Below are 14,306 nucleotides of genomic sequence, written 5' to 3' on the forward strand. Positions count from 1 at the left end.
CTATGCTAACATGAGCGCATATTTAGCCCTTGGAATATTCATAACTTATTATGTTTCAACCTATTAGCCTTTTTATAGGGCTGAGATATAGTCGCTCCTCAAAGGGCAATGCTTTTATCTCATTCATTTCATTTTTCTCAATTGCGGGCATTGCTATTGGCTTAATGGCCTTGTTTACAGTCAGTTCTGTAATGAATGGCTTTGAAAATAACCTCAAAACAAACATGCTTGGTTTAATTCCCCATATCGAAGTATCAGCTGAAGATAATTCGAAAGAAACCATGTTGCAGTTACAGCAGCAACTAGCAAACTCTAAAGATATTAAACAAGTTAACCTTTATCGCCATGGCGAAGCCATTTTGCAAACCAACCAAGATTTACACGGCGTGTTATTGCAAGGGCTCTATGATGAAGGAAGCTCCCTGTATAACGTAAAAGATAAAATTGTTGCTGGCAATTGGTCACAAGTAATGGACAGTAACTATCACATTGCGATTAGCCGCTATTTAAGCCGTAAATTGGGTATTTCGCTTGGGGATAAAGTACGGGTGATCATGCCAAATGCCAGTTCGTATACACCCCTTGGTCGAGTACCTAGCCAACGTTTGTTTACCGTTGCTGCACTGTATGAAACACAATCTGAAATTGATATGTCATTGGCATTTACCAGTGGTTATTCGTTAGGCCGAGTTTTAAAGCTGGCAAAATCAGCAGCACCCAACTTGAGTATCTCTTTGTACGAACCTTTTTCTGTAGAGCAAGTATTGCAATCTCAAACAGCAATTTTAAATGATTACACAGTAACTGATTGGCGAGCTAGTCAAGGGACGTTATTTGCCGCTGTGGCGATGGAAAAGCGCATTATGTCTATGTTACTTGGTTTAATTGTGCTTGTTGCGGTGTTTAATATAGTTTCTGCATTAACCATGATGGTAAGTGAAAAACAAAGTGAAGTGGCTATCTTACAAACGCTGGGTTTAACTCCTTTGCAAGTTCAGCATGTATTTATGATCCAGGGTTTATACAATGGTGTTATTGGCACCAGCATTGGTGCGTTACTTGGCGTGCTATTAAGTAGCAATATAAATGAGTTATTGAATATGTTAGGCATTAATTTATTAGCGGGTGTGAGTTTACCCGTTAAATTTGATGTTATGAGTTTGAGCCTAATTGCCGCAGGGAGTATTGCTATGAGCTTTTTAGCTACTTTGTATCCTGCCCGAAAAGCTGCAAAAGTGAATCCAGCAGAGGTATTACGTTATGAGTGATTTAGTGATTAATTGTCAGCAGCTTAATAAAGTGTATCAAGATGGCGATAATCAGGTTGCAGTCTTAAAAGGGGTTGATTTAACGCTCAATCAGGGCGAAATGTTAGCCGTTGTAGGTAGTTCTGGTTCTGGTAAAAGTACTTTATTACATATATTAGGCACCTTAGATAATGCGACAGATGGAACCGTTGAAATCAAAGGCCAGCAGGTTGCTAAATTAAACCGAAAACAACAAGCGAGTTTCCGCAACGAAAATTTGGGCTTCATTTACCAATTCCATCATTTATTAATGGAATTTACTGCCATTGAAAATGTTGCTATGCCACTTTTAATTAAAGGTTTAAGCGCAAAAGCGGCAAACGAAAAAGCCCTCAACATGCTTGATAAAGTAGGGTTATCTCATCGTTGCGAACATAAACCATCGGCGTTGTCAGGTGGTGAGAGGCAGCGGGTTGCAATAGCACGTGCATTGGTAACAGAGCCTGCGTTGGTGCTAGCCGATGAACCAACGGGTAACTTAGATAAACAAAACGCAATTAAGATCTATGACTTGATTAAAGAGTTAAATACCAGCTTAAAAACTAGTTTTGTTGTGGTAACCCATGATTTAGAGCTTGCAGATAAACTAGGCAAAATTGCCTATTTAGATGATGGTAAGCTTGCAATTAAAGAGTCTCAGCATGTTGCTTAGTGCCTTTATTTCAAAACGATTTCGCGCTCACAGTGGCCAAAAAGAGGGGCAAAATGGCTTTGTAAGCTTTATTGCTAAAGCATCGACAATCGGCATACTTTTGGGAGTCGCCGTATTAATTGTTGCTCTATCAGTGATTAATGGCTTTGAGCAACAACTAGTGCATCGGCTTTTATCGGTTGTACCGCAGGTTGAATACGTTGCTCCTAATAAACCAATCAATAATTGGCAGTCAAAAGTTGCTTTATTGCGCTCGCAAGCCGGTGTAACAGGTGCAGCACCTTTTATTAGTGTCAACGGCATGGCGCAGTTTAAAAGTGAGTTAAAAGCGGTTGAAGTGCGTGGCGTTAGCCCAGAGTTTGAAAACCAAGTATCTGCGTTAAACCAATTTACAGAAGGGCGCTTAGTTAGTCAGTTACAACAAGAAGATGTACTTTTAGGACAACAAATAGTCAACCGGTTAGGTCTTAAAATTGGCGACCCAGTTACCTTATTAATCCCACAGATAAACCAGCAAAGTAACACTTTACTTGCTCCAAAGCGGGTGAGTTTGAATCTTGCAGGTATTATTAAAATGGGCGGCCCAATTGATGAAACAGCGGCTTTTATTCGCCTCGACAAAGCGCAAAGTGTACTGAGTTTCGATGAAAACCAAGTAACCGGTTTACGGTTACAAGTAGCTGATGTATTTGCTGCTCATCAAACCGCTATGCGGGTGGGGCAAGTTATCCCAGATTATGTCTATGTCTCTAGTTGGTTCAGAACGCAAGGCAGCTTATATCAAGATATTCAAATGGTTCGAACTATTGTGTATATCGTGGTGTTTCTAATTATTGCCGTAGCTAGTTTTAATATTGTTTCATCACTTGTTATGGAAGTACGCGAAAAACAGGCAAATATTGCAATTTTGAAAACCATGGGAGCACAAGACAGTACCATTTTAGCCACCTTTGTTATGCAAGGATTTACGCAAGCACTTATTGGCGTAATACTTGGAACGATTATAGGTGTTATGCTTGCATTAAATATCAGTGAATTATTCTCGTGGATCAGTCATTTGTTAGGTGATAACCCATTACAAGGTGTTTATTTCATTGAGTTTTTACCTAGTAAACTCGTTTGGCAAGATATTGTTATCACGGTGATTGTTACCTTCGTCCTCGCTATTTTGGCAACATTATACCCTGCATGGCAAGCAACCCGAGTAGACCCAGCAAAAGTACTCGGTAATTAAGGAATGTTTATGGATAAGCAAAGGATTATCGATTTTTGGTTTAATGAATTAGGCCCTGAAGCTTGGTATAAGCAATCTGATGACACTGATGCATTAATTACGGTTAAGTTTTCAGAATGTCTATTGCAAGTTATCGCTGGCGAGCATGCTGACTGGCGAGTGGATGCCCTAGGCTCTTTAGCTGAAATTATCGTGTTAGATCAGTTTTCACGCAATATTTATCGAAATACTGCACAGGCTTTTAGCCAAGATCCACAAGCATTAAGCTTAGCGCAAAGAGCAATTGAACTTGGCTTTGATAAAAAGTTACCTAGCTCTCAAGCTGCGTTTATTTATATGCCGTTTATGCATAGTGAATCCAAAGTTATTCATCAGCAGGCTGAGCAATTGTTTAAAGGCATGAGTAATTATGAATTTGAACTAAAGCACAAAGTTATTATTGATAGGTTTGGTCGCTATCCACACCGCAACGCAATTTTAGGTCGTGAATCAACACCTGAAGAGCTGCAATTTTTAACTCAACCTAACTCTTCTTTCTGAGTTGGCTGAATAGTAGGCAAGTAAATTTAAATGCCCTTTGATTGCCCGTAAACACTTGCACAGCGCCATTTTAAACCTTAAAGTGTCAGAAATGTTGTAAAAGAGTAACCACCATGGAACAAAAACAAGCAAGACCATTAACACCAGAAGAACAAGCCGAAGCGCAAAAACAAAGTGTTATGTGGCAAAGAGAATGTTTCCAGAATGCACAAAAGCATTTAGCTGAAAAAGGCGTTATCCCGCAAACCGTTGTTGAGAAAGAAAGCCGTTTCATTGCGCCATTAGTGGCTATTTGGAAGTTTAAAGCACAAAATGGTAAAAGCTATTGGGTTATCACAGGGCGTTTACCAACCGACCACGCAGAAGCAAGTGCAGCAACCAATGCCCGTGAAGTACTTAGATATTTCTCAATGCAATGGCAACTAAAGGCTGATCAACTAATGCAGTCGGGCGCTGTAGATAAGACAAAAGTAGATTTTGCTAATTTACTCATTAACCGCGCTCATGGTTTATATGAGTTATTCGAAAAAGATGATATGTGGCAAAATGAGCCAGCTTAACTTTAAATAAAAAAGCTGAATAATTATATTCAGCTTTTTAAACCATCTAGTGCACCAAAGTGAATGGCCGCGTATCAAATTGCTTGATAGGGCAGAGCATCCGTTGTCTTGGAATTCCTGCCTCCATAAATACTAAGCCATCAGCTGAAAACCCATTTCGTTTAAATCGATCAACTTCATTTAATATGCAATTGATACTAACGCAATCACAGCCTTGTTTTTCAGCTAAACCTACTAAGTAATTCAATAATGATTTGTAAACTGATCGGTTACGGTGTTCAGGTAACACAGCAATCCGACCAATTAACCCATCATTACACAAGCGCCCAGTCGCAACTGGACATTTATTACTTTCATCAGTAACAAGTACGTGATGAGCCGTTTTATCTAAATGGTCAAATTCGACGTGTTTTGGAATATGTAATTCGCAAACAAATACTCTCTCTCGGATTTGTTGCAATAGTTCCTTGTCGATACTCCATTCAACTTCATCTATCATGTAGCCCATATAAACACGCTCCTAACAAAACCAAATACCCTCATTTAAAAGTGTAGTAAAGGTTTTCAAGAAAATGTGATTATTTTTTGAACTATTTATATCAGCAGAGGTCAAGCAGGTTTGATCTGTGAGCTTTGTTATTAATTCAAGGTCAGCTAAATCATGCATATAATTAACACCATTAATACTTAAAAGTATTTTATCGTCAATTACTTGATAAATGGCACGGGTACCACCTAAACGCTCAAAAACAACGTCCTCATCATTGAGTAAGTCATTTACGTCATCTAGTGTATATGGCTCCTCTAAAGGCGCTAAATCCATGTCATGTTTTGGCTGACTCATACTGTTACCAAGCCAAGTCTTGAATACTGCGTCATCATTAATCGCAGCAATCATAAGTTGCTTTACTTTTTCTGCTTCAGTTTGGTTAAGTTCACCTTTAGATGAACGCAACTTAAGCTCTGCATCACCATATCGTTGATTACCAAGCTCAGTATCGATGAGGTGATCGGCAAATTGGGATAACAAGTCGCGTTGATTTGGCGCTCTAAAACCTACAGAGTAATTAAGTGCATTTTCAACTGCGTAACCTTCATGTGGGCAACCTGGTGGAATATAGAGAATATCTCCCGGCTCTAACACACAGTCGATCACTGCAGGAAATTGCTCAACTTGTAACAGGCTCTTATTTTGTGCAAATTGCTTTAAGTTCGCATCAGGTAAACCAACTCGCCAGTGGCGCTTTCCTTCACCTTGAATAATAAACACGTCGTATTGATCTAAATGCGGACCCACGCCACCTCCCGGGGTAGAGTAGCTGATCATTAAATCATCGATACGCCAGTTTGGAATAAAGCGAAATGGCTCCAGTAGTTGTGCTGCATCGCTATGCCAATGGTCAACTGCTTGCACCAGTAATGTTGAGTGCTTTTCAGTTAGCAAGTTAAAGTCTTCAAAAGGACCATGGTATGCTTGCCAATCATCTGAGTGATTGGTCACAATACGTGATTCAATGCTTTCTTCCATGGCAAGACCGGCCAATTCTTCGGGTTCAATCGGATCTGAAAAATCCTTGAAGCCTTGCTTTATAAGTAATGGTTTTTTCTGCCAATACTCAGCTAAAAATTGCTCTTGGGTTAATGAATTGATGGTTAATTGATACATAACATGACCTAAGCGAATTGATATAAAAAAAGCGAAAGGAAGGCCTTTCGCTTTTTTAAGTCTTAATTTGAATTTAAGCTAAGTTGTCGATGAACTCAACAGCGCGGCCAATGTAATTAGCCGGAGTTAATTTTTTCATTTCTACTTTTGCTTCTTCAGGTAACTCAAGACCATCGATGAAATCAGCCATGATTTCTTGGTTTACGCGCTTACCACGAGTAAGGTCTTTAAGTTTTTCATATGGCTTTTCGATACCATATTTACGCATAACCGTTTGAATTGGCTCTGCTAGCAATTCCCAGTTTTGGTCTAGTTCTGCTAATAAACGCTCTTCGTTTACTTCAAGCTTGCTAACACCTTTTAATGTCGCTTGGTAAGCGATAAGTGTGTAGCCCATACCAACACCTAGGTTACGTAACACTGTTGAGTCAGTTAAGTCACGTTGCCAGCGAGAAACAGGGAGTTTTTGCGCAAGGTGAGTAAAGATAGCGTTAGCAATACCTAAGTTACCTTCAGAGTTTTCAAAATCAATCGGGTTTACTTTGTGAGGCATAGTTGATGAACCAATCTCACCTGCGATTGTTTTTTGTTTGAAGTGGTTAAGTGCAATGTAGCCCCAAACGTCACGGTCAAAATCAAGTAATACAGTGTTGAAACGTGCAACTGCATCGAATAACTCTGCAATGTAATCATGCGGCTCGATTTGTGTTGTGAATGGGTTAAATGTTAAACCTAGGCTTGTTACAAATTGCTCAGCGTGGCTGTGCCAATCGTAATCTGGGTAAGCACTAAGGTGAGCGTTGTAGTTACCTACAGCACCGTTGATTTTACCTAACATTTCTACCTTGGCAATTTGGTCACGTTGACGCTTTAAGCGCATGTATACGTTTGCAAACTCTTTACCCATTGTAGATGGCGTAGCAGGTTGACCGTGGGTACGCGTCATCATCGCAACTGACTTGTATTCAACTGCTTTTTCTTTCAATGCATTTAGAAGTTGGTCACAGTATGGAAGTAATACTTTATCACGCGCTTCTGTAAGCATTAAACCGTGAGACAGGTTATTGATGTCTTCTGAAGTACAGGCAAAGTGGATGAATTCGTTAACTGCGTTTAGCTCTGCGTTGTCAGCTACTTTCTCTTTAAGTAGGTATTCAACTGCTTTTACGTCATGGTTAGTTGTGCGCTCGATCTCTTTAACGCGTGCAGCATCCGCTTCGCTAAAGTTATCAACAATGGCATTAAGTAAAGCATTAGCCTCGTCGCTAAATGCCGGTACTTCTGTGATTGCGCTTGCTGCAGACAAAGCTTGTAACCAACGAACTTCAACAGTTACACGGTATTTGATTAAACCAAATTCGCTGAAAATGCTGCGTAGTTCCGTGGTCTTGCTGCCATAGCGACCATCTACCGGAGAGATAGCGGTTAACGCTGAAAGCTCCATAATGACTCCTAAATTGTCTAGTTTGAACGATAATTAAATTGATTGTTTAGCAATAGCGAGGATTTTTCTTTTTGCAAAGAAAAAATGACGGCGCTTACCGCCCATTTGTCGCCATAACACGGCACTACGAATTCCGGCCAATAATAGGGCACGAATTTTGTTTTGCGTGAGCTGCTGTTTTAATAACTCTGGCTTGCCGTACACTTGAATACGATGCCCAAGGGGGCTTAGCACCGATGAGTAAATATCAGCAAGCGCTGCTACAACAGTATCATCTGTGATAGCAAAATGGTCGAGGCGACGTTTAACATCATCAATGCGACGACCTAATTCATTTAAGCTGTTTTGTTTTGAACTTAATGCACGTTCTAATTGCATTAAACCACCCACATATTTCACGATTTCGACGTCTTTGTCTGCGCCGGCAGAAAGCTGTGCAATCAAAATGCGATAGCCTTCACGTAAATTATGTTTACCCTGATACACATCTTCAGGACTATTTGGTGATGTTTCAATTATACAGTTTAATAACTTTTCTAATTCGTGGTCGCTACCTTGGCCATATTGCGCAACTTTTTGTACTTGTTTAGCAACTTGACACATGGCAGCTAACGCCATGACTTGGTGTTCTGTCATTATTTGATCACCGAATCAATAATCCCACCGCCTAAGCAGACTTCGTCAGCATAGAAAACGGCTGATTGACCAGGAGTCACGGCTTTTTGTGGCTCATCAAATAACACGCGTGCCATACCATCTTCACCAACGAGTAATGTACAACTGATATCTTCTTGGCGATAACGGGTTTTAACCGTACAGCGCGTAGTCCCTTTAGGGCCTTCGCGGTCAACCCAGTGAAGTTGATTTGCATTTAAGCCATTACTGTATAGGCGAGGGTGGTCTTTACCTTGGCCAACGACTAGTACGTTGCGCTCAACGTCTTTATCTACAACGTACCAAGGTTCACCTGAGCCTTCTTTCATGCCGCCAATTAATAGGCCTTTACGTTGACCCAGCGTGTGGTACATCAAACCTTCGTGCTCACCCACTTCATTGCCATCGGTATCTTCAATTTTACCTGGCTGAGCTGGTAAGAATTTTTGTAAAAAGTCTTTAAATTTACGCTCACCGATAAAGCAAATACCAGTGCTGTCTTTTTTATCATGCGTAATTAAATCTTGCTCTTCAGCAATACGGCGTACTTCTGGTTTTGCAATGTCGCCAACAGGGAAAAGTGTTTGTGCAATATGCTCATGGCTTAATGTGTACAAGAAATAGCTTTGATCTTTGTTGTCATCAAGACCACGACACATGACAAATTTATCACCACGTTTTTCGCGTCGCACATAGTGACCAGTCGCGATATAATCTGCACCCAGTGCTTGCGCTGCAAATTCTAAAAATGCTTTGAATTTGATTTCTTTATTACACATGATGTCTGGGTTTGGCGTACGGCCTGCTTTGTACTCAGCTAAAAAGTACTCAAATACGTTGTCCCAGTATTCGGCTGCAAAATTTACAGTGTGAAGCTCAATGCCTAGCTTGTCGCACACAGCTTGTGCGTCTTTTAGGTCTTCAGCTGCAGCGCAATATTCATCATTATCGTCTTCTTCCCAGTTTTTCATGAACAGGCCTTCAACTTGATAGCCTTGCTGCTTTAATAAATACGCTGATACAGAAGAATCAACACCGCCGGACATACCCACGATGACTTTAATGTGACTATTTTCGCTCATAATATTCGCTGTCATTTTTAACTGCTATGGAAAGGGCGGTATTATATACCCAAACCACCTCAAGATGCGAGTTTCAGTTGGAATTAAAAGCGATTTAGGCAAGGCATTGATTGCAAGTAATAGTGGGTTGGATATAGCATACTTTTAGACGCCCAAACCAGCCAAAATTACAGCGGTTATTGGTAAATCAAACTTAGGGGGTAGGCTTGGCCAGCTAAATGATCTTCAATGCATTTTAAAACCAGCGGGCTTCTAAGTGGTAAGTTTCTTATTTGCTCAATGCTAAACCAATCGGCACTGAGAATGTCATTATCTTGGGGGGATGGTAAATATAGCTCTGGGCAAGTAAAAGCAAAGCTAAAACGCATATAATGGACGCCATTAGCTGCATGTAAATTGTAAATACCAACCAGATGGCTGGCATTAAGGCTAATACCTGTCTCTTCAATAAGCTCACGACAAGCAGCTTCAGCTAAGGTTTCATTTGCCTCCAAATGACCGGCAGGCTGGTTATAACAGATCTCACCTGTGTGTTTATCGCGTTCTTTAACAAGTAAAAACTTATCTTCGCATGTAACGATAGCCGCGACTGTGACATTAGGTTTATGCATCTGGATTGTTCACTACTTTAAACTGACCACTATCCAAACCATCGAGAGTATAGTTACCAATGCTGTAACGAATTAATCGTAGAGTTGGAAAGCCAACATGAGCAGTCATGCGACGAACTTGGCGATTGCGTCCCTCAGTGATAGAGATTTCCAACCAGCTGGTAGGTATGTTTTTGCGCTCGCGAACGGGCGGGGTACGAGGCCAAACGGATGGCTCATCAATACGTTTAACCTTGGCAGGCTTGGTCATGCCATCTTTAAGTTCTACGCCTTTGTTTAGGGCAAAAATAGCCTCATCACTGACATCGCCTTCTACTTGAACCCAATACGTTTTAGCTGTTTTTTTATTGGGTTCAGTGAGTGTATGTTGTAACTTGCCGCAGTTTGTAAGTAGCAAAAGCCCTTCGCTATCTCTGTCTAAGCGTCCTGCTGCATACACGTCTTTAATACTAATAAAGTCGGCAAGCGTTTTGCGGTTTTGATCATCAGTAAATTGGCAAAGCACATCAAATGGTTTGTTAAACAGCACTACTTTGCGCTGCTCTGGACTGATTGCTTTTTTAACTTGGCGTTTTTGCGTGGGCCTTGAATACGTTCGACCGCTACTACGACGTGGTTTGCTATTGGCTTTGTTGACCATTAAATACACCTAGCCGGTTTAGGCAAACCTGCAATTTTAGTTGCTTGTTTAGCTGGGCCTTTGGGAAATAGTTTATATAAGTACATACTATTACCTTTTTCTTCACCTAGTTTTTGGGCCATGGCTTTGACCAGCATACGGATTGCTGGGCTGGTGTTATATTCTAAGTAAAAATCACGCACAAAGTGCACAACTTCCCAGTGCTGTTCACTTAACGTAATATTCTCTTGCTCAGCAATGATTGGTGCAAGCTCTTCACACCAATCATTTGAGTCAAGTAAATAACCTTGTTTGTCAGTTTCTATTTGTTTGTTATTAAATTCAAGCATGGTTTACCAAGTAATCGTGTTCTTTGTGTTTAAAGTCATTTCTACAAATTGCGTGTAGTCGATTGCGATGTCGCCCAAGCTTATAGAGATATTTCGTGCTGTGGCATCTTCATTGAGTAAATATAAAGCGGATGAAAATTGCTTAAATTGCGTGCTGCTGTAGCAAGCGTCGCTAACTAATAGAATAGTATCCTCTGCGGCTATTAAATTTGCTAGCGTATTGGTGCAATAATGAGAAAGTGGTTTAGCAAATATATGAAGTGTGCTCATAATGTTACCACCTGATCTTGTTGGCTTATTAAATGACGTTGCTGCTCAAAACTGGCTACCTTCACATCAATAATTAATTTATCTTTTGTTAAATTAAAGTCTATTAATGATTTTTCGCACACATAAATATTTTCTACATCATATAACTCAAGCGTCTTAATGGTTTTAAAATAGTTTTTGATACCAAGTTGTTCTGGCTGTTGATTCTTTTTTAGAGCTAAAACTGCCTCACCACTGAGCAACCAGCTAATGTTTTGTTCAATAGCAGCGAAAATTAGCGTTGTGTCGAGTGAGTCACGAATATGCTGGTCATCAAACGGGCTGTGTTGGCTAATAACTAATACGTTTTTCATTTAAATTGCACCCATTTATCAGCATCACTGGCAAGCATTGCAAACTCAGCTAACCCCGCCACTGTGAAAACACCCGTTTGGTTAATATCTAATCCTCGTTTTTCTGCAGCTGTAACGCATAATAAAAGCGGAATAGCTTGTTCATGTAAACCTTGCCACAAACGACTTATTGGTAGCTCGTCACTGGCAAGTTCTAAATGTTGGCTGGCATGAAAAACACCTGCTTGGTATAAAAAAACAGCTGAAATAGTGTGACCTGACTCAATGCATGCCTGTGAAAATTTAATCAGACGTTGTGTAGTATCGTGGTCAGTCGGTGCGGTGTGAAGAGAAAGTACAAATTTTGCCAAAACGCATCCAATAAAAAAGCCCCTAGAAAGGGGCTATTTTAACAGAACTATTTAATTAGTCATCACTTGCACCAAGTAGGTGTAGAAGAGATGTAAATAAGTTATAGACGTTCAGGTATAAAGATACTGTGGCACGAATATAGTTTGTCTCGCCGCCATTTATGATACGGCTTGTATCGAATAAGATTAAACCAGACATAATCAATACAACAGCTGCATTAATAACCATGAAGGTGATAGAGCTACCAATAAAGAGGTTTACTAGGCTTGCAATGATAACCACGATTAAACCAACAGTTAAAAAGCCGCCCATAAATGAGAAGTCTTTTTTAGTGGTAAGTGCATACGCAGACAAACCAAAGAAGATCAACGCAGTAGAACCAAGCGCTTGCATTATTAGCATTGGACCGTTCGGCATTGCTGCATAGTAGTTAAGCATAGGGCCAAGGCCCGCGCCCATCAAACCAGTAAATACAAACACCCATGCAACACCTGATGCACTGTCAGCCTTTTTGTTAACTACAAAAAGAACACCAAATGCAATCAAGCTAAATACTAACCCCATAAAATAAGGTAGATTCATCGCCATTGAAATACCTGCAGTTACTGCGCTAAAAGCAAGTGTCATAGCCAGTAAAAAGTAAGTATTTTTTAATACTTTATTTGTTTCAATAGTCGACATTACCGGTCTAGTGGTATTGTACGATTGATTAAACGCCATTGTTAGAGCTCCTTTGAATGAACTTAATTCGTTCGTTAGTTCCAATATTAAACTGAAACTAAGCCTATCAAGAGTTATATGTTTGGGCAAACCTTTGTAGATCAATAGACATGCAAAATAATCAAAAAGTTCAAATCGATTATATTTTGACTTTAATTGTGTTAATGCTGAGCGATTTAGTTGTTTTTTAATCACTTAAACAGATTTTTGAAAAAAAAGCTTCACAAACACAGCTGCCTTATCTATTATGCACGCCGTCGGAGAGATGGCAGAGTGGTCGAATGCACCGGTCTTGAAAACCGGCAGGGGTTTGTAGCCCCTCTAGGGTTCAAATCCCTATCTCTCCACCATTATTTTTACTACTGGCGTTAGCGAGTAGGTTTTTCGCATTCGGAGAGATGGCAGAGTGGTCGAATGCACCGGTCTTGAAAACCGGCAGGGGTTTGTAGCCCCTCTAGGGTTCAAATCCCTATCTCTCCACCATCATTGAAGCCGCTGAATTTATTCAGCGGCTTTTTTGTTTCTACAGCCTTTCCTCAGTTTTACAAATTACGACTATTGTCGATATTTCGCATTTCAACCACTTAGTCCATGCTTTACGTATCTCGTATTATCTTTGTGAAATTAGGGAATTTATGAAACATCGTTTAGCAAAGAGTGTAGGACTTTCATTATTATCGCCCGTTATCGTAGGTTGTATCCTCGGCCTTTATTATGCTTTTACCTTAGATGGTAATGGGCTGAATATTTTTTTTAATCTACTTGTCAGTGCAATCGCTAATGCGCACATTGTGGGTCTTACAATGGCAGCGTTTGTAGTACCGGGTTATTTACTTATGTATAAATATGCAAAAGTAAACTATTCGGGTGTTTTGACACTGGGATTATTAGGTGGGGCAATTTTTAGTTACTTGTTAAGTGCAACTACAGGGATGGCATTTGTAATCAATGCAGTTATGTCTGCCTTAGCAGCAGGGCTGTTTTTATTTGGTTTAAGACAGGAGTTAGCAACCCAATCTCCACATCAATAGCAGAATATTTAATCAAGCTAGCTTATTTTAAGGGCAAATTGTTTTTTTTTGCCCTTAAAAGGTTTCATTTATTGCTTACAAAGAGTACCTTTAGCTACTGTATGTTTAATAAGAAGTAGTTTGGTATGCAAAAGCAGGATTTTTACCAGTCATTAGTTAAACAAGCTGAATCACTAATTGCAGGTGAATCAAATGTCATTGCAAATATGGCAAATTTAAGTGCGTTGTTGTTTACCTCTTTAGAGGATATAAACTGGGCGGGCTTTTATCTAATGGATTCTCCCGAAGAATTAGTGTTAGGGCCGTTTCAAGGCAATCCAGCATGCATCCGTATTCCAGTAGGTAAAGGGGTATGTGGTACTGCTGCACAAACACAACAAACACAATTAGTTGAAGATGTTCACGCATTTGCAGGTCATATTGCATGTGATGCAGCATCAAATTCTGAAATTGTTGTACCTGTTTTCAAAGATGGTAAAGTGTTTGCTGTACTTGATATTGATAGCCCGAGCATTGGCCGTTTTGATACTGATGATCAAGCTGGTTTAGAAGCATTGGTAAAATGCTTTGAGGCAAATCTAAAATGAAAGATCTGCTAAATGTGCAAGATTACCTTTTTGCGATTCACGATGTAGGTGATTGGGAAGGGGAAGAAGAAGTTGTTGCTGAAAGGCTCAACGACTTGATTCACATGGCTTGGGATCGTCTACCTGATGACCTTGACTGTGAATCAATTGATGAAATTATTAATGGTATTTGGGAACACCTTCGCGGTGATTTAGCGCTTATTGAAGCGGACTTCGAAGAGTTGACCGACTGGGTAACACACTATGTCGATTCATCACTTGATGAAAAGATGTAA

The 14,306-nt window shown here is 40.1% G+C and carries 20 protein-coding genes and 2 tRNA genes; 10 read left to right on the plus strand and 12 right to left on the minus strand.

Translation table 11 applies throughout. The features are described 5' to 3' along the window. Nucleotides 1-50: 50 nt before the first annotated feature. The 5 genes from L1267_RS09945 to L1267_RS09965 all read left to right on the plus strand — a co-directional run bounded on the left by L1267_RS09945 (nucleotide 51) and on the right by L1267_RS09965 (nucleotide 4,293). On the plus strand, nucleotides 51-1,268 hold the full coding sequence (locus L1267_RS09945) for a lipoprotein-releasing ABC transporter permease subunit (RefSeq protein WP_235382736.1): 1,218 nt from the start codon (nucleotides 51-53) through the stop codon (nucleotides 1,266-1,268). Then, nucleotides 1,261-1,959, plus strand: coding sequence for a lipoprotein-releasing ABC transporter ATP-binding protein LolD (lolD, locus tag L1267_RS09950; RefSeq protein WP_135924863.1), 699 nt, complete (start codon nucleotides 1,261-1,263; stop codon nucleotides 1,957-1,959). Before L1267_RS09945 ends, lolD begins: the two co-directional genes overlap by 8 nt. Further along, complete coding sequence (locus L1267_RS09955; protein WP_135924860.1) at nucleotides 1,949-3,193, plus strand: lipoprotein-releasing ABC transporter permease subunit; 1,245 nt, start codon at nucleotides 1,949-1,951, stop codon at nucleotides 3,191-3,193. The genes lolD and L1267_RS09955 overlap by 11 nt, the downstream gene beginning before the upstream one ends. A gap of 9 nt (nucleotides 3,194-3,202) precedes the next feature. Further along, nucleotides 3,203-3,733, plus strand: a complete 531-nt coding sequence (locus tag L1267_RS09960) for a DUF924 family protein (protein ID WP_442960557.1) — start codon at nucleotides 3,203-3,205, stop codon at nucleotides 3,731-3,733. A 113-nt stretch (nucleotides 3,734-3,846) separates the two neighbouring features. Beyond that, nucleotides 3,847-4,293 (plus strand): DUF4826 family protein, encoded by a 447-nt coding sequence (locus L1267_RS09965; RefSeq protein ID WP_135924855.1) that lies wholly within the window; start codon nucleotides 3,847-3,849, stop codon nucleotides 4,291-4,293. A gap of 46 nt (nucleotides 4,294-4,339) precedes the next feature. On the opposite strand, the gene L1267_RS09970 is transcribed toward L1267_RS09965, so the two are convergent. The 12 genes from L1267_RS09970 to L1267_RS10025 all read right to left on the minus strand — a co-directional run bounded on the left by L1267_RS09970 (nucleotide 4,340) and on the right by L1267_RS10025 (nucleotide 12,413). Next, on the minus strand, nucleotides 4,340-4,801 hold the full coding sequence (locus L1267_RS09970; protein ID WP_135924853.1) for a GNAT family N-acetyltransferase: 462 nt from the start codon (nucleotides 4,799-4,801) through the stop codon (nucleotides 4,340-4,342). 12 nt (nucleotides 4,802-4,813) lie between these two features. After that, nucleotides 4,814-5,959, minus strand: a complete 1,146-nt coding sequence (locus tag L1267_RS09975; RefSeq protein ID WP_235382738.1) for a cupin domain-containing protein — start codon at nucleotides 5,957-5,959, stop codon at nucleotides 4,814-4,816. Between the two features lie 73 nt (nucleotides 5,960-6,032). Beyond that, nucleotides 6,033-7,403 (minus strand): adenylosuccinate lyase, encoded by a 1,371-nt coding sequence (purB, locus tag L1267_RS09980; RefSeq protein ID WP_235382739.1) that lies wholly within the window; start codon nucleotides 7,401-7,403, stop codon nucleotides 6,033-6,035. Between the two features lie 33 nt (nucleotides 7,404-7,436). Next, a complete protein-coding gene (gene hflD, locus L1267_RS09985; protein ID WP_138557585.1) occupies nucleotides 7,437-8,039 on the minus strand; it encodes a high frequency lysogenization protein HflD in 603 nt (200 codons plus the stop codon). Then, nucleotides 8,039-9,139 carry a tRNA 2-thiouridine(34) synthase MnmA gene (gene mnmA / locus L1267_RS09990; protein ID WP_119852693.1) on the minus strand — a complete coding sequence of 367 codons (1,101 nt, stop codon included), beginning with the start codon at nucleotides 9,137-9,139 and terminating at the stop codon, nucleotides 8,039-8,041. Before mnmA ends, hflD begins: the two co-directional genes overlap by 1 nt. Nucleotides 9,140-9,315: 176 nt before the next feature. Next, nucleotides 9,316-9,750: an NUDIX hydrolase gene (locus L1267_RS09995; protein WP_199526424.1), complete on the minus strand. Its 435-nt coding sequence runs from the start codon at nucleotides 9,748-9,750 to the stop codon at nucleotides 9,316-9,318. After that, complete coding sequence (locus L1267_RS10000) at nucleotides 9,743-10,390, minus strand: rRNA large subunit pseudouridine synthase E (RefSeq protein WP_235382740.1); 648 nt, start codon at nucleotides 10,388-10,390, stop codon at nucleotides 9,743-9,745. Before L1267_RS10000 ends, L1267_RS09995 begins: the two co-directional genes overlap by 8 nt. After that, nucleotides 10,390-10,719 carry a TusE/DsrC/DsvC family sulfur relay protein gene (locus L1267_RS10005; protein WP_135924837.1) on the minus strand — a complete coding sequence of 110 codons (330 nt, stop codon included), beginning with the start codon at nucleotides 10,717-10,719 and terminating at the stop codon, nucleotides 10,390-10,392. Before L1267_RS10005 ends, L1267_RS10000 begins: the two co-directional genes overlap by 1 nt. 3 nt (nucleotides 10,720-10,722) lie before the next feature. Next, the gene (gene tusB, locus L1267_RS10010) at nucleotides 10,723-10,989 is read right to left on the minus strand and encodes a sulfurtransferase complex subunit TusB (RefSeq protein ID WP_135924835.1); all 267 of its coding nucleotides are present in this window, start codon (nucleotides 10,987-10,989) and stop codon (nucleotides 10,723-10,725) included. Further along, nucleotides 10,986-11,342 (minus strand): sulfurtransferase complex subunit TusC, encoded by a 357-nt coding sequence (gene tusC, locus L1267_RS10015; RefSeq protein WP_135924832.1) that lies wholly within the window; start codon nucleotides 11,340-11,342, stop codon nucleotides 10,986-10,988. The genes tusB and tusC overlap by 4 nt, the downstream gene beginning before the upstream one ends. Beyond that, on the minus strand, nucleotides 11,339-11,692 hold the full coding sequence (gene tusD / locus L1267_RS10020; RefSeq protein WP_135924830.1) for a sulfurtransferase complex subunit TusD: 354 nt from the start codon (nucleotides 11,690-11,692) through the stop codon (nucleotides 11,339-11,341). The genes tusC and tusD overlap by 4 nt, the downstream gene beginning before the upstream one ends. A gap of 55 nt (nucleotides 11,693-11,747) precedes the next feature. Further along, nucleotides 11,748-12,413 (minus strand): Bax inhibitor-1/YccA family protein, encoded by a 666-nt coding sequence (locus L1267_RS10025; protein ID WP_135924827.1) that lies wholly within the window; start codon nucleotides 12,411-12,413, stop codon nucleotides 11,748-11,750. Nucleotides 12,414-12,672: 259 nt separating this feature from the next. Between L1267_RS10025 and L1267_RS10030 the strand changes: the two genes are divergently transcribed. The 5 genes from L1267_RS10030 (at nucleotide 12,673) to L1267_RS10050 (ending at nucleotide 14,306) form a co-directional block, all read left to right on the plus strand. Further along, nucleotides 12,673-12,763: transfer RNA gene (locus tag L1267_RS10030), tRNA-Ser, on the plus strand. A 42-nt stretch (nucleotides 12,764-12,805) separates the two neighbouring features. Beyond that, nucleotides 12,806-12,896: transfer RNA gene (locus L1267_RS10035), tRNA-Ser, on the plus strand. A gap of 152 nt (nucleotides 12,897-13,048) precedes the next feature. Beyond that, nucleotides 13,049-13,444 carry a hypothetical protein gene (locus tag L1267_RS10040; RefSeq protein WP_235382741.1) on the plus strand — a complete coding sequence of 132 codons (396 nt, stop codon included), beginning with the start codon at nucleotides 13,049-13,051 and terminating at the stop codon, nucleotides 13,442-13,444. A gap of 125 nt (nucleotides 13,445-13,569) precedes the next feature. Beyond that, nucleotides 13,570-14,031, plus strand: coding sequence for a GAF domain-containing protein (locus L1267_RS10045; protein WP_135924823.1), 462 nt, complete (start codon nucleotides 13,570-13,572; stop codon nucleotides 14,029-14,031). Then, nucleotides 14,028-14,306, plus strand: coding sequence for a hypothetical protein (locus tag L1267_RS10050; RefSeq protein WP_135924820.1), 279 nt, complete (start codon nucleotides 14,028-14,030; stop codon nucleotides 14,304-14,306). Before L1267_RS10045 ends, L1267_RS10050 begins: the two co-directional genes overlap by 4 nt.

It is taken from the genome of Pseudoalteromonas sp. OFAV1 (assembly GCF_021532595.1).
GTDB lineage: Bacteria > Pseudomonadota > Gammaproteobacteria > Enterobacterales > Alteromonadaceae > Pseudoalteromonas > Pseudoalteromonas lipolytica_C.